The 19,497-nt window shown below is 66.2% G+C and carries 16 protein-coding genes and 1 tRNA gene; 9 read left to right on the top strand and 8 right to left on the bottom strand.

Features of this window, described 5'->3' with window-relative positions; translation table 11 throughout:
• Positions 1-28 precede the first annotated feature (28 nt).
• Both FM104_RS04690 and FM104_RS04685 read right to left on the bottom strand, forming a co-directional pair.
• A complete protein-coding gene (locus FM104_RS04690; RefSeq protein WP_179206670.1) occupies positions 29-1,447 on the bottom strand; it encodes a KAP family P-loop NTPase fold protein in 1,419 nt (472 codons plus the stop codon).
• 53 nt (positions 1,448-1,500) lie between these two features.
• On the bottom strand, positions 1,501-2,415 hold the full coding sequence (locus FM104_RS04685; RefSeq protein WP_373407833.1) for a heme o synthase: 915 nt from the start codon (positions 2,413-2,415) through the stop codon (positions 1,501-1,503).
• Between the two features lie 234 nt (positions 2,416-2,649).
• Here FM104_RS04685 and tkt point away from each other — a divergent pair, with 234 nt between their 5' ends.
• The 6 genes from tkt to pgl are packed head-to-tail and all read left to right on the top strand — an operon-like array spanning position 2,650 to position 10,757.
• A complete protein-coding gene (gene tkt, locus FM104_RS04680; RefSeq protein WP_373407832.1) occupies positions 2,650-4,752 on the top strand; it encodes a transketolase in 2,103 nt (700 codons plus the stop codon).
• Entirely contained in the window at positions 4,749-5,861 is a 1,113-nt protein-coding gene (gene tal / locus FM104_RS04675; protein ID WP_087130307.1) for a transaldolase, read from the top strand. Before tkt ends, tal begins: the two co-directional genes overlap by 4 nt.
• On the top strand, positions 5,858-7,462 hold the full coding sequence (locus FM104_RS04670) for a glucose-6-phosphate isomerase (RefSeq protein ID WP_087130306.1): 1,605 nt from the start codon (positions 5,858-5,860) through the stop codon (positions 7,460-7,462). The genes tal and FM104_RS04670 overlap by 4 nt, the downstream gene beginning before the upstream one ends.
• 33 nt (positions 7,463-7,495) lie before the next feature.
• Complete coding sequence (gene zwf, locus FM104_RS04665) at positions 7,496-9,040, top strand: glucose-6-phosphate dehydrogenase (protein ID WP_087130305.1); 1,545 nt, start codon at positions 7,496-7,498, stop codon at positions 9,038-9,040.
• The gene (locus tag FM104_RS04660) at positions 9,037-9,972 is read left to right on the top strand and encodes a glucose-6-phosphate dehydrogenase assembly protein OpcA (RefSeq protein ID WP_087130304.1); all 936 of its coding nucleotides are present in this window, start codon (positions 9,037-9,039) and stop codon (positions 9,970-9,972) included. The genes zwf and FM104_RS04660 overlap by 4 nt, the downstream gene beginning before the upstream one ends.
• Before the next feature lie 5 nt (positions 9,973-9,977).
• Complete coding sequence (gene pgl, locus FM104_RS04655; RefSeq protein WP_373407831.1) at positions 9,978-10,757, top strand: 6-phosphogluconolactonase; 780 nt, start codon at positions 9,978-9,980, stop codon at positions 10,755-10,757.
• Here pgl and FM104_RS04650 read toward each other — a convergent pair.
• Positions 10,751-11,758, bottom strand: coding sequence for a multidrug DMT transporter permease (locus FM104_RS04650; RefSeq protein ID WP_256971521.1), 1,008 nt, complete (start codon positions 11,756-11,758; stop codon positions 10,751-10,753). The genes pgl and FM104_RS04650 overlap by 7 nt on opposite strands.
• Positions 11,759-11,801: 43 nt before the next feature.
• Between FM104_RS04650 and def the strand changes: the two genes are divergently transcribed.
• From def to FM104_RS04635, 3 genes are all read left to right on the top strand, one after another.
• Positions 11,802-12,368, top strand: coding sequence for a peptide deformylase (gene def, locus FM104_RS04645; protein WP_087130302.1), 567 nt, complete (start codon positions 11,802-11,804; stop codon positions 12,366-12,368).
• Between the two features lie 127 nt (positions 12,369-12,495).
• On the top strand, positions 12,496-13,020 hold the full coding sequence (locus FM104_RS04640) for a septum formation family protein (protein WP_087130301.1): 525 nt from the start codon (positions 12,496-12,498) through the stop codon (positions 13,018-13,020).
• Positions 13,021-13,042: 22 nt separating this feature from the next.
• A complete protein-coding gene (locus FM104_RS04635) occupies positions 13,043-14,029 on the top strand; it encodes a diaminopimelate dehydrogenase (protein ID WP_087130300.1) in 987 nt (328 codons plus the stop codon).
• Between the two features lie 62 nt (positions 14,030-14,091).
• Here FM104_RS04635 and FM104_RS04630 read toward each other — a convergent pair.
• The 5 genes from FM104_RS04630 to dusB form a co-directional block, all read right to left on the bottom strand.
• Positions 14,092-14,164 (bottom strand) — tRNA-Asn (locus FM104_RS04630).
• Positions 14,165-14,250: 86 nt separating this feature from the next.
• On the bottom strand, positions 14,251-15,018 hold the full coding sequence (locus tag FM104_RS04625) for an ATP-binding cassette domain-containing protein (protein WP_087130299.1): 768 nt from the start codon (positions 15,016-15,018) through the stop codon (positions 14,251-14,253).
• A gap of 34 nt (positions 15,019-15,052) precedes the next feature.
• On the bottom strand, positions 15,053-16,912 hold the full coding sequence (gene dnaG, locus FM104_RS04620) for a DNA primase (RefSeq protein WP_087130298.1): 1,860 nt from the start codon (positions 16,910-16,912) through the stop codon (positions 15,053-15,055).
• Complete coding sequence (locus FM104_RS04615; protein WP_087130297.1) at positions 16,912-18,315, bottom strand: deoxyguanosinetriphosphate triphosphohydrolase; 1,404 nt, start codon at positions 18,313-18,315, stop codon at positions 16,912-16,914. The genes dnaG and FM104_RS04615 overlap by 1 nt, the downstream gene beginning before the upstream one ends.
• Positions 18,305-19,468, bottom strand: a complete 1,164-nt coding sequence (gene dusB, locus FM104_RS04610; RefSeq protein ID WP_087130296.1) for a tRNA dihydrouridine synthase DusB — start codon at positions 19,466-19,468, stop codon at positions 18,305-18,307. Before dusB ends, FM104_RS04615 begins: the two co-directional genes overlap by 11 nt.
• Positions 19,469-19,497: the final 29 nt, after the last annotated feature.

Below are 19,497 nucleotides of genomic sequence, written 5' to 3'. Positions count from 1 at the left end.
ACTCACCCCGCCACCGCGCCCAGCCCCCTCAGACCCACCTCAACTCTGAAGAGCCAGCAATCCGTGCGGCAAGCTGACTGAAGCGATGGCCGGTTGCCTCGATTCCTACTTCAGCAAGCTTCTTCTCCCACTCGACTGTGGCCTGCTCCGCCTGATGTGCTTCTTGGTGCGCTTCGTCCTCCGAGTCGAGGTTTAAGAAATAGTGCTTGAAAAGGTCCGAATCCTCACCACCATTTTCCAAAATATCGAGATAGGCATCGGGATAGGCCGTCTGCAGACAAAGAACCGCAAATAGTTCACTGTTTCGAACCTCAGCGATTCGACCCTCTCCATTCTTGATGCGGTCCGCGATACCGGCGATGTCACGAAGCAGCATGAAGGTGTTTATCAACCGCTTGATTGACCGGGGGTTACTGCCGACCGAGAGTTGAATCAGTTCGAGGAAAGTTTTCGTGTCCTCTGGTTTCAGCGCAAGCCCCGTGCTCTTGATGAGTTCGTCGAGCAGTCCGCTAATTTGGTATGCCGCCGTTGGCATCTGAAACGGAACTTGAATGATCTTGTCGAAAAATGATCGTGCCTTCACACGATCCATCGCTGCGCCGTACTTAGCGCCGACACCCTGCTCGACGACAGCGAAGTCGATGGCAAGGATGAAGACGCAGTGCTCAACATCGAGGAAGAGCTTCAACGCCTCCATCAATTCCACGGCCTTGCGTGGTTCCAGACGGTCAAGATCGTCGATGAAGACGACCACCCGACCCGGCGACGCCTTCGAGTCCGCCTCGTCGGGGGTCACGAGCTCTTCGACGGCCTCAGCGAACTTGCCCTTCACCTGCATGAGTACAGCTGCGGTGTCCTCAGCCGTAACTGCGCGGTCAGCGCGGGATACGTCGTACGCGGAGTGCACGTCGTTGACGATCACCCCCAGAGGAGCGAGGCCAACCGCACCGAGCCCGGCCTTCAGAATGCTGAGGCCCGCAGTGGATGCGACCGGGACCAGAGAGCGAAGAAATGCCGCGCGTTTGTCACCCTTGCCGCGCCCAGGGTCGGCAAGCAGCAGGTGGGCGCCGATATTCTCCAGCAGGCTGGGGATGAGCCTGCTGGCCATATCGAATTGCGAGTACTGCCACGTGTTGAAGCGGATCGTGTAGATGGGCGAAGCCGGATCACCATGCGGGGTGGTTGCTTTGACCGCAGGGGCATCTTCCGGCGGATCGGACAGTCGAAAGTGGCCGTGTGGCGCAAGCTCGCGCTCCGCCAGCAACATCATGTTGGTCTTGCCTGTGCCCCAGTCACCCTGCACGGCAATCGTCATGGGAGTCTGACAGTCGGCGATGAAACGGCTCAGTCCCTCGACATACGGCTCGATGCTGAGCGAATCCACGGCGGCCGGCGTATCAACCACGCCGCGCGCCCGCTTCGCCTTTTTCTCCGTCGAATTTCCCACGCGCTTTCCCCTGTCAGTCAGCCACTGACAGACAGCGTAGTGGTCAGATCAGATCAGAACGGCAGCAGCGGGTCGACGGCGACCGACAGGAAGATCAGCGTGAGGTACGTGATCGACGCGTGGAACACGCGCATCGGACGGGCCTCGCCGCCGTGCACGGCCCGGTTGTACAGCCGGTGCGACTCGTAGATGAACCAGCCGCCGAAAACCGCCGCGGAGACCAGGTAGACGAGTCCCATCCCGGCGACCGGAACGAGCAGCAGCGAGCACGCGACCGTCGCCCATGCGTAGAGGATGACCTGCAGGCCCACCTGCGACGCGGAGCGGACGGCGCCGAGCATCGGCACATCGACGTCGTCGTAGTCAGAGCTGTACTTCATCGACAGCGGCCAGTAGTGCGGTGGCGTCCACAGGAAGATGAGCACGAACAGCACGAACGGGGGCCAATCGAGCGATCCGGTGACCGCGCTCCAGCCGATCAGCACCGGGAAGCAGCCAGCGATGCCGCCCCAGATGATGTTCTGCTCGGTGCGGCGCTTGAGGATCATCGTGTAGATCACGACGTAGAAGAAGATCGCGGTGACGGAGAGCGCCGCGGTGAGCCAGTTCGTCGTCAGCAGCAGCCAGACGGTGGAGACGACGGCGAGCACCCAGGAGAAGACGAGAGCCCCGCGGGGCGACACTTCGCCGGTCACCAGCGGACGGTTCACCGTGCGCTTCATGTGCACATCGATGTCGCGATCGAGATACATGTTGAAGGATGCCGCGGATGCCGCGCTCATCGCACCGCCGAAGACGGTGGCGAAGACCAGCCACAGGTTCGGCAGCCCTCCCGCCGCCAGGAACATGACCGGGACCGTCGATACGAGCAGCAGCTCCATGACACGCGGTTTCGTGAGGGCGATGTAACCGCGGATCTTCTGACCGATCGAGTGCTCATTCGCGATGGTCTGCGATGTCGTCGAGATCGCGATCCCCTCCTTCTGCGTGCATGTGGACACTCTCTTCAGTCTAGGCCACCGGGCGTGTCGAACTGTCGTTCCCCGCTTCGAGCGGAATGCGCGGAAATGTGCCGCCGCGGGCCAATTCACCACGGGTATGCTGAAAACAACTCGCGCGCCCGATCTCTGTGCATCTCTTCTCCGTGACGACGCGGACCGCGCAGGAGCAGACGGGCCGCCTCCGTAAGCGTCAGAAGGAGTATGGCCGTGACAGAACTTCAGTGGGACGACATCGACCGCCGCGCAGTGGATACCGCGCGAGTCCTCGCGGCTGATGCCGTCGAGAAGGTGGGCAACGGCCACCCCGGCACCGCGATGAGTCTCGCTCCAGCGGCGTACCTGCTCTATCAGCGCGTCATGCGCCACGACCCGACCGACACCGACTGGCTCGGTCGCGACCGCTTCATCCTCTCGGTCGGACACTCCTCGCTCACGCAGTACGTGCAGCTCTACCTCGGCGGCTTCGGTCTGGAGCTCGACGATCTGAAATCGCTGCGCACCTGGGGATCCAAGACCCCCGGGCACCCCGAGTACGGTCACACCAAGGGTGTGGAGATGACCACTGGGCCGCTGGGACAGGGTCTGGCCTCGGCGGTGGGCTTCGCCTACGCCGCACGCTACGAACGCGGCTTGTTCGACCCGGATGCCGCTGCCGGCACCAGCCCGTTCGACCACTTCGTGTACGTGATCGCGGGTGACGGAGACCTGCAGGAGGGCATCACCAGCGAAGCGTCGTCGCTGGCAGGTCACCAGGAGCTCGGCAACCTCATCGCGTTCTACGACTCGAACCAGATCTCGATCGAGGATGACACCAATGTCGCCTTCACCGAAGATGTCGCGGCGCGCTACGAGGCCTACGGCTGGCACGTTCAGACGGTCGATTGGAAGAAGACAGGGCAGTACGTCGAAGACGTGGCCGAGCTGAACGACGCCATCGAGGCGGCGAAGGGCGAGCAGGCGAAGCCCTCGCTCATCATCCTGAAGACCATCATCGGCTGGCCCTCGCCCGGCAAGCAGAACTCCGGCAAGATCCACGGCTCGGCGCTGGGTGCTGACGAGCTCGCCGCCACCAAGAAGGTGCTCGATTTCGATCCCGAGCAGAGCTTCGTCGTCGCTGATGACGTGCTCGCTCGAACTCGCGGTCTCGCTGAGCGCGCCGCGGAGACCCGCGCCGCGTGGCAGGAGTCCTTCGACGCGTGGGCAGCGGCGAACCCCGAGCGCAAGGCGCTGCTCGACCGTCTCGAAGCTCATGAGCTGCCCGACGACATCGCCGATGCGCTGCCCGTCTTCGAAGCCGGCAAGGACGTCTCGACCCGCGCCGCCTCCGGCCAGGTCATCAACGCTCTGGCCGCGAAGCTCCCCGAACTCTGGGGAGGCTCTGCCGACCTGGCCGAATCGAACCTCACCACCATCAAGGGTGCGCCGTCGTTCATCCCGTCGGAGTGGTCGACACACGAATGGTCGGGTGACCGCTACGGTCGGGTGCTGCATTTCGGCATCCGCGAGCACGCCATGGGCGCGATCGTCAACGGAATCGTGCTCCACGGCCATACCCGCGCATTCGGCGGCACATTCCTGATCTTCAGCGACTACATGCGCCCCGCGGTGCGGTTGGCCGCGCTGATGGATGTGCCGAGCATCTTCGTCTGGACCCACGATTCCGTGGCACTCGGCGAAGACGGCCCCACCCACCAGCCCATCGAGCAGCTCGCCTCGCTGCGCGCGATCCCGAACCTCGCGATCGTGCGTCCGGCGGATGCCAATGAGACCGCCGCCGCGTGGCTCGAGATGCTGCGTCGCCGCGGCGGCCCGGCAGGCATCGCGCTCACCCGTCAGAACGTCGCAGTGTTCGAGCGCGGCGACGGTGAGGCATCCGGCGACACGCTGGCATCGGCTGCCGGCACGGCCAAGGGCGCGTACGTGCTCGCCGAGGCGTCGAACGGCACCCCCGATGTGATCCTCATCGCGACCGGCTCCGAGGTGCAGCTCGCTGTCGAAGCCCGTGACACGCTCGCCGGTGACGGCATCAACGCGCGCGTCGTCTCCGCTCCGTCGCTGGAGTGGTTCGACGAGCAGGACGACGCCTACCGCGAGTCGGTGTTGCCAGCATCCGTCACCGCACGCGTCTCGGTCGAGGCCGGTTCCGTCCTCACCTGGCGCGGCATCGTCGGCGATCGCGGTCGCTCGATCGGTATCGACCACTTCGGCGCATCCGCCGACTACAAGACCCTGTTCCAGAAGTTCGGCATCACTGCCGAGGCCGTTGTCGAAGCGGCCCGCGAGACACTCAAGGAGAACGCATGAGCACCCCCACCGCACAGCTTTCGGCAGCCGGCGTCAGCATCTGGCTGGACGACCTCTCCCGCACGCGCATCGAGTCAGGCAACCTGCAGCAGCTCATCGACACCCGCAACGTCGTCGGCGTCACTACCAACCCGACGATCTTCGCCAATGCGATGAGCGATGACAGCGACACGTCCTACGACGCCCAGGTGCAGGAACTCGCCGCAGACGGTGCCACCGCTGAAGAGGCCGTCTTCGCGGCCACGACACAGGACGTCGGAGCGGCGCTCGACGTGTTCCGCCCCGTCTGGGAGGCGACGAACCACGTCGATGGGCGCGTCTCCATCGAGGTGTCCCCCGACCTCGCGCACGACACCGAGGGCACCATCGCCCAGGCCAAGAAGCTGTGGGACAAGATCGATCGCCCGAACCTGCTGGTGAAGATCCCCGCGACGAAGGCGGGGCTTGCTGCCATCACCGAGTCCATCGCGGCCGGCATCAGCGTCAACGTCACGCTGATCTTCAGCCTGGAGCGCTACGCAGAGGTCATCGACGCGTACCTGACCGGTCTGGAGAAGGCACAGGCGGCTGGCATCGACTTGTCGACCATTCAGTCGGTCGCCTCGTTCTTCGTCTCGCGCGTCGATACCGAGACCGACAAGCGTCTGGCCGCGATCGGCACGGATGAGGCCCTGGCGCTGAAGAGCAAGGCCGGCCTGGCCAATGCGCGACTGGCGTACGAGTTGTACGAGAAGACGTTCGCCGGAGACCGCGCGAAGGGCCTCCTCGACGCCGGAGCCAACCTGCAGCGTCCGCTGTGGGCATCGACCGGCACGAAGGATCCGAACCTCTCCGACACGCTCTACGTCACAGAGCTGGTCGCTCCCGGGGTGGTCAACACCATGCCCGAGAAGACGATGGAGGCGACGTTCGACCATGGCGTGGTGAAGGGTGACACCGTCACCGGCGGCTACGCCGAAGCGCACCAGGTCTTCGCCGACCTCAAGTCCGTGGGCGTCGATTTCGACGACGTCACCCAGGTACTGGAAGACGAGGGCGTCGAGAAGTTCATCGACTCCTGGCACGATCTTCTGAAGAAGGTCGGCGAGGGGCTGGAAGCCGCGCGATGACTATCTCGGTGCACGTGTCGCAGGCAGCCAAGGCTGCCGTCGACGAGCTCGTTCCCGGCTTGGTCGCGAGCCTTATCGCGTCACGTGTCACCGTGGGCGACGCGGGGCTGTGGGGCCCGGAAGCCGAAGCGGATGCTGCCATCCGCCTCGGCTGGGTCGAAGCCGTCGACGTCTCTCAGCCGCTGGTCGATGAGATCGTGGCGCTGCGCGAGCAGCTCGCCGCGAAGGATCTCGACCGGATCGTACTGGCGGGGATGGGCGGCTCTTCGCTCGCACCCGAGGTGATCGCCAACACCGCCGGAGCACGCCTCACGGTGCTGGATTCCACCTCCCCCGCTCAGGTGCTCGCCGCTATCGATGAGGGCCTCGAGCGCACCGTGCTCGTCGTCTCGTCGAAGTCGGGCTCGACCATCGAGACAGATTCGCAGCGCCGTGCTTTCGAAGCGGCATTCAGCGATCTCGGCATCGATCCGGCCGAGCGCATCGTGGTCGTCACCGACCCGGGTTCACCGCTGGATGCATCCGCACGCGCTGCGGGGTACCGGGTCTTCAACGCAGATCCGAATGTCGGCGGGCGCTATTCTGCGCTCACTGCATTCGGCCTTGTTCCCGCGGGCCTTGCCGGCGTCGACATCGCCGAGCTGCTTGCAGAAGCCGAGGCCTCGATGCTCGAGCTCGCGGTGGATTCTGCCGATAACCCCGCGCTGCGTCTCGCGGCTGCGATCACCGGCATCCCGCCGCGTCGCGACAAGCTCGGGCTGGTCAGCGACGGCACCCACATCGAGGGCCTTCCAGACTGGATCGAGCAGCTGATCGCCGAATCGACCGGCAAGGACGGCACCGGCATCCTTCCGGTGGTGCTGCTTCCGGTCTCCCCCGAGCTGGAATCCCAGCCGGCCGACCTGCAGATCGTCCGACTCGTCGACGATGCGAACGAGTTCCATCTCACCGAGCGTCACGTCGGCGAGATCCTCGTCAGCGGTACGCTCGGCGCCCAGTTGCTGCTGTGGGAGTACGCCACCGCGATCGCCGGGTACCTGCTCGGCATCAACCCCTTCGATCAGCCGGACGTGGAATCCGCGAAGACGGCCGCGCGCGGACTCCTCGACTCCCGTCCCGAGCCGAGCGCTCCGGCGTTCACCCAGGATGGCATCGAGGTGCGGGTCTCCGACCCCGCACTGGCCTCGTCCGGCACCATCGCCGGCGTGCTCGATGCGCTGTGGGCACGGCTGGGCGAAGACGGCTACGTATCGGTGCAGGCCTACGCCAACCGCCTCGATGTGCCGCAGCTGCAAGGGCTGCGCGAGATGGTGGCCGCAGACTCAGGTCGCCCGACGACCTTCGGCTGGGGACCCCGGTTCCTGCACTCGACCGGTCAATACCACAAGGGCGGTCCGGCACAGGGCGTCTATCTGCAGATCCTCGAGCGCACCGATGTGGACCTCGAGATCCCCGGAAGCCCGTTCACGTTCGGTCAGCTGATCGAGGCGCAGGCGGCCGGAGACGCGGCTGTACTCGGCGACCATGGTCGCCCCGTCGTATCGTTGACCATCACGGATGCCGTGGATGACGTGCTGGCGCTGTTCGAAGCAGCCCAGTAGCGCATTCCGACGACTTGGAGATATCCCCCACCGATGACTGCCCCCATCTCTCGCGGACACAATCCACTCCGCGACCCCGCTGACCGGCGGCTGAACCGCATCGCCGGGCCCAGCGCCCTGGTGATCTTCGGCGTGACGGGTGACCTGTCGCGCAAGAAGCTGATGCCTGCCGTGTACGACCTGGCCAACCGCGGCCTGCTGCCACCGGGCTTCGCGCTGGTCGGTTTCGCGCGCCGCGACTGGGAGGATCAGGACTTCGCCCACGTGGTCTATGAGGCGGTGAAAGAGCATGCCCGCACCGAGTTCCGCGAAGAGACATGGCAGCAGCTGCTCCAGGGCATCCGCTTCGTGCAGGGCACGTTCGACGACCCCGAGTCGTTCCAGCGGCTGCGCTCGACGGTCGAGAAGCTCGACATCGAGCGCGGCACGATGGGCAACCACGCCTACTACCTCTCCATCCCGCCGAAGGACTTCCCGCTCGTCGCGCGACAGCTGCGCGACTCAGGTCTGGTCGGCGAGAACAGCGACGATGAGTCCCGCTGGCGACGCGTGGTGATCGAGAAGCCCTTCGGCGACGATCTGGAATCAGCTCGCGAACTGAATCGCGCGCTCGAAGTGGCCTTCCCCGCGGACGCGATCTTCCGCATCGATCACTACCTCGGCAAGGAGACGGTGCAGAACATTCTTGCGCTGCGCTTCGCGAACGAGCTGTACGAGCCGATCTGGAACCGCAACCATATCGATCACGTGCAGATCACGATGGCGGAAGACATCGGGGTCGGCGGCCGCGCCGGCTACTACGACGGGATCGGCGCCGCCCGCGACGTCATCCAGAACCACCTGCTGCAGCTGCTCGCGCTCACCGCCATGGAAGAGCCGATCAGCCAGTCGGCCGAGCATCTGCGCTCCGAGAAGGAGAAGGTTCTCGAGGCGGTGCGGCTGCCCGACGACCTCGCGCACGCCGCTGCTCGCGGGCAGTACGCCGGCGGGTGGCAGGGCGGCGAGAAGGTGAATGCCTTCCTCGAGGAGGAGGGCATGAATCCGCACTCGAGCACCGAGACGTACGCTGCGCTCAAGCTCGAGATCGCGAACCGTCGCTGGTCTGGTGTGCCGTTCTACCTGCGCACCGGCAAGCGACTCGGCCGACGCGTCACGGAGATCGCCGTGGTCTTCAAGCGCGCGCCGCAGCAGATGTTCGGCCGCACCTCCGAGCTCGGGCAGAATGCGCTCGTGATCCGCGTGCAGCCGAACGAGGGCGTGACGATCCGTTTCGGCTCGAAGGTTCCCGGTGCCGGCTCGCAGGTGCGCGATGTCACGATGGACTTCGGCTACGGGCATGCCTTCACCGAAGCGAGCCCCGAGGCATATGAGCGCCTGATCCTGGACGTGCTGCTGGGTGATCCGCCGCTGTTCCCCCGGCACGAAGAGGTCGAGCTGTCGTGGAAGATCCTCGACCCGATCGAGAAGTACTGGGCTGCTCTCGGCACACCGCCAGAGCAGTACGCACCCGGTTCCTGGGGTCCGGCATCCGCCGACGCCCTGCTGGCCCGCGACGGACGAGTCTGGAGACGCCCGTGATCATCGACCTTCCCGACACGACGGTCAGCCAGGTCGCCAAGCAGCTGGTCAAGGTGCGCGAAGAGGGCGGCGCCGTCGCTCTCGGGCGCGTGCTCACACTCATCATCGCGGCGCGCAACGGCGTCGCAGAGGCGGCGATCGACGCGGCCAACGATGCGTCCCGCGAGCATCCGATGCGTGTCATCGTGCTCACCACCGGTGACGGTGACGCCCGACTCGACGGCCAGATCCGTGTCGGCGGCGATGCCGGCGCGAGCGAGGTCGTAGTGCTCCGTGCGTACGGCGCCGCCGCGAGCAGCGCAGAGAGTCTCGTGACCGGTCTGCTGCTGCCCGATGCTCCCGTCGTCGCCTGGTGGCCGGATGAGGCTCCGACGGATGCCTCGCAGTCGCCCCTCGGGCGCATCGCGCAGCGCCGCATCACGGATGCTGCGACATCGCCCGACGTGCGCGACCGTCTCGCGCTGCTGGGCAAGACGCACGCCCCCGGCGATACTGACCTGGCATGGACGCGCCTCACGCACTGGCGCGAGCAGCTCGCTGCGGTGCTGGATCAGCCGCCGTTCGAAGCAGTCACCGCCGTCGACGTACGAGGAGCGGCGGCGTCACCATCGACAGCGCTGCTGGCCGCCTGGCTGCAGATGGCACTGCAGCTGCCGGTGACCTGGTCGTATGAAGATCCGGAGCACTGGCAGGAGGGCATCAAGTCCGTGCGCTTGACCCGAGCCAGTGGCGACATCCTGCTCGAGCGCCCCTCAGCATCCGTCGCGGTGCTCACGCAGCCGGGCCAGCCCGACCACGAGCTGCATCTGCCGCGGCGCACCCTGCGGGAGTGTCTTGCCGAGGAGCTGCGTCGCCTGGACGCGGATGTCCTCTATGGTCGAGTGATCACTGATGGGTGGGAGCGGCTCGGTCCACCGGAGCGGGGAGAATGAAGAATATGACCGTCCAGGGTTCGATGAAGTCCGTGGTCGTGGAGTCGACACCGAAGGCGCTCGCAACGCGAGTCGCCGACCGTTTCCTCACTCGCCTGAAGGCGCGCACGCGCAACGGCCGGATCGCGCACGTGTGTCTGACCGGCGGATCGATGGGTGCCGCCGTGCTGGCGGCGACCGCTGCTGATGAGCGCTCGGAGAGCATCGACTGGTCGCTCGTGCACTTCTGGTGGGGCGACGAGCGCTTCGTCGAGCGAGACAGCGCCGACCGCAACTCGCTGCAGTCGCGTCAGGCGCTGCTCGATCACATCGCGGTGCCCGCCGAGAACATCCACGAGACAGGGGCGCCGTCTGACGGGCTGAGCCTCGATGACGCGGCTGCGGCGTACGCGGCCGAGTTGGCTCGATACGCGAGCAAGGACGATGCATGGCCGTCGTTCGCGGTGTGCTTTCTCGGCGTGGGTCCTGATGGCCACATCGCGTCGCTGTTCCCGGATCGGCCTGAAGTCACGGTGACGGGTGCCGCGGCGCTGCCCGTGCGCAACTCTCCGAAGCCGCCTCCGGAGCGCATCACCCTCACCCGACCGGTGCTGAACTCATCCAAGCGCGTGTGGTTGGTGCTGACGGGGGCCGACAAGGCTTCGGCACTCGGGCTCGCACTCGCCGGGGCCAGCTACGCCAGCGTGCCGGCGGCCGGGGCGAAGGGGCGCCGTCGCACCGTCTTCTTCGTCGATGAGGCTGCTGCCGCTGAAGTCTCTCCCGAGCTCATCGACCGCGACTACTGATCGTTCGAGGGCCCGTTCTCGGGTGATGGCTTCTCGCTCCCCCGCTGGATGTCCAGCTCCTGGCTGTGGCTGATCACCTGCGGGTGATAGCGAGCGAGTCCGAAAACACCCCAGACGGCGATCGCTCCGGCGACCCCGAACAGGACCAGAACCCAGGGCGGCGCCGCAGATGCTTCGCCGAGCACCAGTGCGCCGATCAGCACCGCGACGATCGGATCGATGACCGTGAGTCCGGCGATGACGAGATCAGGGGGACCTGAGCTGTAGGCCGTCTGCACGAAGTACGCGCCGACCACCGCGGCTGCGATGAGCGCGATCACGCAGACCACGGTGAGCCAGTCGAAGTTCGATGCCTGGATGCGGCTGATCACGGCCTTCGCGAGCGTCGCGACGAACCCGTAGAGGATGCCGGCGCCGGTGACGTAGAACAGTGCCCGCATGCGATGACGGAGGATCAGCCAGCACGCGCCCAGCACGATGATGACCAGCAGCAGGATCGTGAGGATCATGAACAGGTCGTTGTTGCTGATCGGCCTTTCGGTGGCATACAGCGCCGCCAGGCAGACGAAGAGGAAGATGCCGCCGATGCACGCGCCGATCGCGATCAGCGACTGCCTTGTCGGTGTGTGCCCCGAGATCCGCGCGTTCAGCAGCGTGGTGATCACCAGCGCCACCGCTCCCAGCGGCTGGACAACGATCAGCGGAGCGATGGCGATCGCGCTGAGCTGGCAGACTACGGCGAAGCCGAGCATCAGCGTGCCCAAGATCCACGACGGCCGCGTCAGCAGACCCTTCAGCTGCGCGGCGCTGAGGCCTGCGGTGCCTTCGGTGCCGGTGAGCTTCTCCACCTTCTCGACACCGCGGTGCTGATACTGCGCGCCGAGCGACATGAACACGGCTCCGGCCAGAGCGAGCGGGATCCCGAGCAGAAGCGCCGGGTTCTCGAAGACGCCGACCAGCTGATCGGTCACACCCGTGACATATTCCGCCCCATACTGCACCGTCTCACCATACCTGCCACCGGGCGCCCAGTAGTGTTGTGGCGTGGCTGTTCTTCCGATCCGAATCATGGGCGATCCTGTTCTTCACTCCGTGGCGACCGAGGTGACGGAGGTCACCGATGAGGTCCGCGGCCTCGTCGCCGACATGTACGAGACGATGGATCTCGCGCCCGGTGTCGGTCTCGCCGCGCCACAGGTGGGAGTCTCGCTGCGCATCTTCGTGTACTCGTATGTCGACGACGACCAGCAGCCGTGGCGCGGAGAGATCATCAATCCCGTCCTGTGGATGACGCCTCCTGAACCGGGCAGCCCGGACGAGGATGACGAGTCAGAGGGTTGCCTGTCGTTCCCCGGCGAGCGGTTCCCGCTGCGCCGCTCGGAGCGGGTCGTGGTCACCGGCACCGATCTCACCGGCGCGTCTGTGCACATCGAGGTCGATGGGTGGCGCGCGCGCATCATGCAGCACGAGTTCGATCACCTCGACGGCATCCTGTACATCGATCGGCTTTCAGACAGCGATTGGAAGACCGCCCAGAAGATCGCCCGCAAGCGCAGCTGGACGCGCGGCGATGCCTGCTGGATGCCCGGTGTCGACGGCTTCGAGAGCTGACCTCCCCGCGATGATCTCGACTTGCCGCGCACGGCCCACGGTCATTACGATGTGGGAGGCGACGCGCAGCGTTCCGTCGCCTTCTCTTCCTTCCCTTTTCTCATCCCTTCACTGAGGAGTGCACCACATGTCGTCTACGCGTATCCGTCGCGGAGTTGCTCTGACCGGAGCCGCCCTGGCTCTTTCGCTGGCACTGACCGGCTGCAGCATGGTTTCGAGCGTGATCGGCAGCGGCGGCAGCGGCGGCGATGCCAAGCGCGACGACTCCGGCCAGGTCGAAGACGCACAGAACATCGACATCTTCAACCTCAAGGTCGGCGACTGCAAGCTCAGCGACAGCGAAGGCGAGGTGCAGGCCACGGACGTCGTCGCCTGCGACACCCCGCACGATGAAGAGGTCTACTACGAGTTCGACCTCGATGGCGACGACTTCCCGGATGCTGCGGTCATCGAAGATGCGGTGCGCGACAACTGCATTCCCGAGTTCGAGACCTACGTGGGCGTGCCGTGGGAGGAGTCGTCGCTCGACATCCGCTGGCTCGAGCCGACGGCGCAGACCTGGAAGGAACTCGGCGACCGGGTCGTGCAGTGCATCATCATCGACGGCGCCGGCGGTTCGCTCGACGCGTCGATGAAGAACGCCAAGATCTGATCCACGCGAAAGGGCAGAAACCATGGACACACCGATCCGCATCGGCATCGTCGGCTACGGCAACCTGGGACGAGGCGTCGAGCGGTCGGTGGGTCTGAACCCCGATATGCAGCTCGTCGGCGTCTTCACGCGCCGCGACCCGGCATCCGTCACCACTGTCTCCTCCGATGTCTCGGTGCGTGCCGTGGACGATCTCGAGGCGATGCGCGCAGACATCGACGTGCTCGTGCTCTGCGGCGGTTCCAAGAGCGATCTTCCCGAGCAGAGCCCGGCGATGGCATCCGCTTTCACCATCGTCGACAGCTTCGACACGCACGCCCGCATCCCCGAGCACTTCGCTGCCGTCGATGCCGCCGCCCGCGCGGCGGGCACGACGGCGATCATCTCGACGGGGTGGGATCCGGGTCTGTTCTCGCTGCAGCGTCTGTATGGCGAGGCGATTCTGCCGCAGGGCGAGACGTACACATTCTGGGGACGGGGGCTCAGCCAGGGTCATTCGGATGCTGTGCGCCGCGTTCCCGGCGTCGCCGCTGGCGTGCAGTACACGATCCCGTCAGAGAACGCGATCGCTCAGGTGCGCGCCGGTGATCTGCCCGAGCTCAGTACGCGCGAGAAGCACACCCGCGAGTGCTTCGTGGTGCTCGACGAGGGTGCCGATGCGGATGCTGTCCGCGAGGCCATCGTGACGATGCCCGACTATTTCGAGCCGTACGACACCACGGTGCAGTTCATCTCCGCTGAAGAGCTCGCACGCGATCATGCGGGTGTCCCGCACGGCGGATTCGTGATCCGCAGCGGCACCACGTCGGCGAACACCGAGCAGACGGTCGAGTTCCGCCTTGCGCTGGAGTCCAACCCGGAGTTCACCGCCAGCGTGCTCGTCGCCTATGCCCGCGCTGCAGCCCGCCTGGCAGCATCCGGCGACCATGGCGCGAAGACCCCCTTCGACGTCGCCCCCGGCCTGCTCTCGCCGAAGTCTCCAGCGCAGCTGCGCGCCGACCTCCTCTGACCCGCTTCTCTCGGTTAACGAAGGAAGCCCCGTCCATGTGGACGGGGCTTCCTTCGTGTTCGCTCCCCCGGTTGGACTCGAACCAACAACCTGCCGATTAACAGTCGGCTGCTCTGCCAATTGAGCTACAGGGGAATGTGCACGCTGAGCGGGCAACTCGTCCAGCTTAGCAAAGACCTGCGCGGGGTTCGAACACGAGCGACGTCCCGGGCGTGGCGCGCTCAGCCCAGTGAATCGGCTTCCGCATTGGGGGCCCAGATGAGGTCTTTTCCGATGCCCCTGGCCACGACATGGCCCGTGCGCAGCAGAAGCGCCTCGGCGTTGAGTTCGCGGATGAAGGCCGCGTCGTTGGTCACCAGCAGCGCTGCCATCGACCCCTCGGTGCGGCGTCGGGTGATCGCGTCGAACACGACCGGGCGCACCTCCAGATCGAGGTTGGCGAGTGGCTCATCGGCGATCAGCACGCGCGGCTCCAGGACGAGGGCGCGTGCGATCGCCACCCGCTGACGCATCCCGGCGCTGAGCTCGTAAGGGAATTTGGTCGCCGCTCCCAGCGGCAGATGCAGCTCATCCAGCAGCGAGGCGACACGGAACGCCAGCGCCCGGCTGTTCACCTTCTTCTCGCGTGAGGTGATCGGCTCTCCGATCACCTCGCCCACTGTCAGTCGCGGCGGCAGATGCGCTCCGGCCGCCTGCGCGACGTAGCCGCTCAACGCTGTCAGCACTCGCCGTTTGCGCCCTGGTTTGCGGATGTTGACACCGCAGACATCGGCACGCCCGCCCGCAACCTTCAGCGACGCGTCGCCCATGCCGGCGAGAGCGGTGACCAGCGTCGACTTGCCCGAACCCGTCGGTCCGCCGATGCAGAGCAGCTCGCCCGGCCGCACCAGGAAGGTCACGCCGTCGATGGCCCGCGTCACGCCGCCGTGTCCGATCCGGTCGATGACCAGATCAGAGCAGTCGATGGCGGCGTCGGTGGCGGAAGGCATGCTTCCATCCTGCCTGCTCCCGGCCCGACCGCGGTTATGACTCGGCGAAGCGCATCCGCTCCACATCGATATCGCGCAGTCGCATGCGCAGCGCTCGACCGCCGTCGGAGTCCGCCGGAACCCGCTGCACGGCGCCCAGCAGTTCGTTCTTCTCGCGCTCGATTCCGCGCACGATCAGTCGTCGACAGAGATCAGTAGCGGATGCCACGGCCCCCGCCTCGTCGCGAGCAGGGAACGGCATCATCAGCAGCTCTCCGGCCAGAGCGCGGTAGGGCTCGCGCACGGCATCCGCTGCCGACGTCGCCCATCCGACCCGCGTGCGGTCGGCGACGGATGCGACGGATTCGCGCACAGCCTCCAGTGCCGGGCTGCGGAACGGCTCGGCAAGCGCGCGCTGCAGAAGCTCCGGCTCGACGCGATGCCCGTACTGCAGTACGCCCATCAGTGAATCGCGCTCCAGCGCGACTTCCGCCGATCGAGGCAGGTCGGCCAGGCGAACGCGGGTGCTGACCTCCTGGTCGGCGGCCGGTGCACCATGCGGATGCTGCTCCTCGTGTTTCGCTCCGGCAGCGCTGCCCCTGGCCGCACGCTGCACCTGCTGCCGCACCGCTGTCGGATCCATGCCCAGACGGCGCGCCAGCACGCGCTCATATCCGGGGCGCAGGAGCTCGTCGCGAATCTCGGCAACGATCGGCGCCGCGGCACGCAGTGCCCCCACCTGCCCCTCGACGGTGGCGAGATCATAGCCCGCGAGCTTGCGGTCGATGGCGAATTCGAACATGGGCACCTTGGCATCCATCAGCCCGCGCACGGCCGCGTCTCCGCGCTGCAGCCGCAGATCGCACGGGTCGAGCCCGTCCGGTGCGACCGCGACGAAGGTCTGCGCGGTGAAGCGGGAATCCTCTGAGAATGCGCGCAGGGCGGCCTTCTGGCCGGCTTCGTCGCCATCGAACGTGAAGACGACCTCACCTGCGGCGGAATCGTCGCCCATGACCCGGCGCAGCACCTTGATGTGCTCGGGGCCGAACGCGGTGCCGCAGGTGGCGATCGCCGTCGTGACGCCGGCGAGATGGCAGGCCATCACATCGGTGTAGCCCTCCACGATCACTGCGCGGCGCTGCTCTCCCCGTGCGATGTCGCGTTTGGCGAGGTCGAGACCGTACAGCACCTGCGCCTTCTTGTAGATGGGCGTTTCAGGCGTGTTGAGGTACTTCGGGCCCTGGTCGTCGTCATAGAGCTTGCGCGCGCCGAACCCGATCGTCTGGCCGGTGATGTCGCGAATCGGCCACACGGCGCGACCGCGGAACCGGTCGTACACGCCGCGCTGCCCGGTCGAGACGAGGCCCGCTGCGCTGAGCTCATCGCGAGAGAATCCCTGCGCCGTGAGCGCTTTGAGCAGGTGGTCCCATCCGCGCGGCGCATAGCCGACGCCGAAGTGCGCGGCAGCGCCGGCGTCGAAACCGCGCTCGCCCAGAAAGCGCCGGGCGCTCTCGGCCTCCGCGCTGAGCAGCTGCGTGCGGAAGTACTCTGCCGCAGCGGTGTTCGCCGCATAAAGCCGACTGCGTCCGCTCGTCTCGGGAGCAGGGCCGCCGTCTTCATAGTGCAGTGTGTACCCCGCGCGCCCGGCGAGCCGCTCGACGGCCTCGGTGAAGCTGACGTGATCGAGTTCGCGCAGGAAGGAATAGACGTCACCGGATGCCCCGCATCCGAAGCAGTGGTAATACCCCACCTGCGGGCGCACGTGAAAGCTCGGACTCTTCTCGTCGTGAAACGGGCACAGCCCCTTCAACGACCCGACCCCGGCGGACTTCAGCGCGACCCGCTCGCCGACGATGTCGGCGATGTTGGTACGCGACTTCACCTCTTCGACATCTGCCTGGAGGATGCGGGCCATCAGACCGCTCCTTCGACTACCACCTGAGGTTCGGGGCGACGGTGCGCTCCTGGGCGTGCATGACGCGGAGACCAGATGCCCACCTCGGCGGGATCGATCTCGCCGACGAGGCGATTGTGCCAGTCGACTGCGGTCTGGTCGGTCAGACTGGCGACCTGATCGACGACAACGCGGGCGCGCTCGGCATCGTTCGTCGCGGCGGTGAAGTCGGCAGAGAAGGCGGGTTCGAGCACATCGGCGCCGGCCGACCAGAGCGCATCGGTCGACCACAGCGCATCGGCCAGTCGAGTGAGCACCCGACGCTGCTCCTTGTAGACGCCCTTGCGCGCTTCGATCGTCACGATGGCCTGGCCCATGATGCCCTTGAGCACCGCGATCTCGGCCTCGACCACCCTCGGTACGACGACGTGCGCGCTGTAGCGCGCCAGCCTCGGCCCCGGATAGGCGTCTCTGGTCGCGGCGACGGATGCCCGGGCGAAGCGCCCGATGAGATCGCTGGTGAGGTTCTTCAGGCGTGCCAGATCTCGCCGCGAGCGGTCGAATGACATCAGCCACATCGGCTGACAGGTCAGCCGATACAGCGCGTCATCGAGCTCATCGCGGGTGAAGTCATAGCCGACCCACTGCTGGATCCTGCTGATGAGCGCGTCGTGTTCGCTCGGTGCGGAGAGTTGCGCGACATTGACGTAGCCGTTGACGATGGCGTCTTCGAAGTCGTGCACGGAGTAGCCGATGTCGTCGGAAAGGTCCATGATCTCGGCTTCGATGCAGCGCAGCCGGCCTGGGGCACCGTCGCGCATCCACCGGAACACTGCTTCATCTTCGGGGTACACCCCGAATTTCAAGCGACCGCCGGGATCGGGGACGGGACTGTCGACCGTCCACGGATACTTGCACGTGGCATCGAGCGTCGCCCGGGTGAGGTTGAGCCCGACGGAATGCTCGTGATCGTCGATCACCTTCGCCTCGAGGCGGGTGAGAATGCGCAGCGACTGCGCGTTGCCCTCGAAGCCGCCGATGTGCTCCGCCCAGTCGTTCAGCGCTCGCTCGCCGTTGTGGCCGAACGGCGGATGCCCGAGGTCGTGGCTCAGGCAGGCGGTGTCGACGACGTCTGCGGAGACGCCCAGGGCGCTGGCCAGTTCGCGGCCGACCTGCGCCACCTCGAGCGAGTGCGTGAGCCGGTTGCGCGCGAAGTCTGCGGTGCTCGCGGGGCTCAGCACCTGGGTCTTCGCGGCGAGGCGACGGAGGGCCGCCGAATGCAGCACTCGGGCGCGGTCGCGCGAGAAGTCGTCTCGCTCGGAACGGTGGGTCTCTTCGAAGAACCGCTCCGCGTCGTGATCACGATAGCCGTCGACGAGTTGGCGACGCGGCGACTCCGCGCCGGACGAGATGTCATCCGCCATTGTTCTCGACCTCTGCGCCGCGCATCATGTCGCTGATTCCCGCACCGATGTCGCGGGACTCCAGCCAGCCCTCCGGCAGCGCGGTGCGCTTGGCTGTGCCCTGCCTTCCGCGCTGGCCCTCGGCGCCGACGCCCGGATACGGCGCATCGCCGAGAGTGCCGAGCAGGTCATCGATCTCCTGCAGGGTGGAGGCCTTGGCGAGGGCAGAACGGGTCTCGCCGCCGACCGGATACCCCTTGAAATACCAGGAGACGTGCTTGCGGATGTCCTTGCAGCCGCGATCCTCATCCTCGAAGAACTCGACGAGCAGGTGCGCATGCCGGCGGAACGCCTCGGCGACAAATGCCAGCGTCGCGTCGACGGCAGGCGGTTGCGGCGCATCGGCGGGGCCGAGTGCTGCCGACAGCTCGCCGAACAGCCACGGTCGTCCGAGGCATCCGCGTCCGACGACGACGCCGTCGCATCCGGTTTCCGACATCATCCGCACGGCATCATCGGCAGACCAGATGTCGCCGTTGCCGAGAACCGGGATGCTGGTGACCGCCTGCTTCAACTCGCCGATAGCGCTCCAGTCGGCATGCCCGGAGTAGTACTCGCTCGCGGTGCGGGCATGGAGTGCGACGGCCGCGGCTCCCGCATCCTCCGCGGCGCGACCGGCGTCGAGGAACGTGAGGTGGTCGCGGTTGATGCCTTTGCGCATCTTGACCGTCAGCGGCACATCTCCTGCAGCCTTCACTGCCTGATCGACGATGTCGGCGAACAGGCCGATCTTCCACGGGAGGGCTGCTCCCCCGCCCTTGCGGGTGACCTTGGGAACCGGGCATCCGAAATTGAGGTCGATGTGATCGGCGCGGTCTTCGGCGACGATGATGCGCACCGCTTCAGCGATCGTCTTCGGGTCGACGCCGTACAGCTGAATAGAGCGCGGTGTTTCGCTCTCATGGTGCTGAATGAGCCGCATGGTGATGTCGTTGCGCTCGACGAGGGCGCGCGAGGTGATCATCTCGCTGACGTAGAGCCCCGCACCGTACTCCCTGCACAACCGACGGAACGCCGTGTTGGTGATGCCCGCCATGGGGGCGAGAACAACCGGCACGTCGAGTTCGATCGGGCCGATGCGCAGGGCGCGGGCAGGGGCTGGAGCAATAGTCATCCCCTCCATTCTCCCAGACTGAGCCGCGT

Origin of the sequence: Microbacterium esteraromaticum, assembly GCF_900163815.1 — a bacterium.
Lineage (GTDB): Bacteria > Actinomycetota > Actinomycetes > Actinomycetales > Microbacteriaceae > Microbacterium > Microbacterium esteraromaticum_B.
The sequence above is the reverse complement of the archived record's forward strand: the minus strand, read 5'-3'. Positions and strand labels throughout refer to the sequence as shown.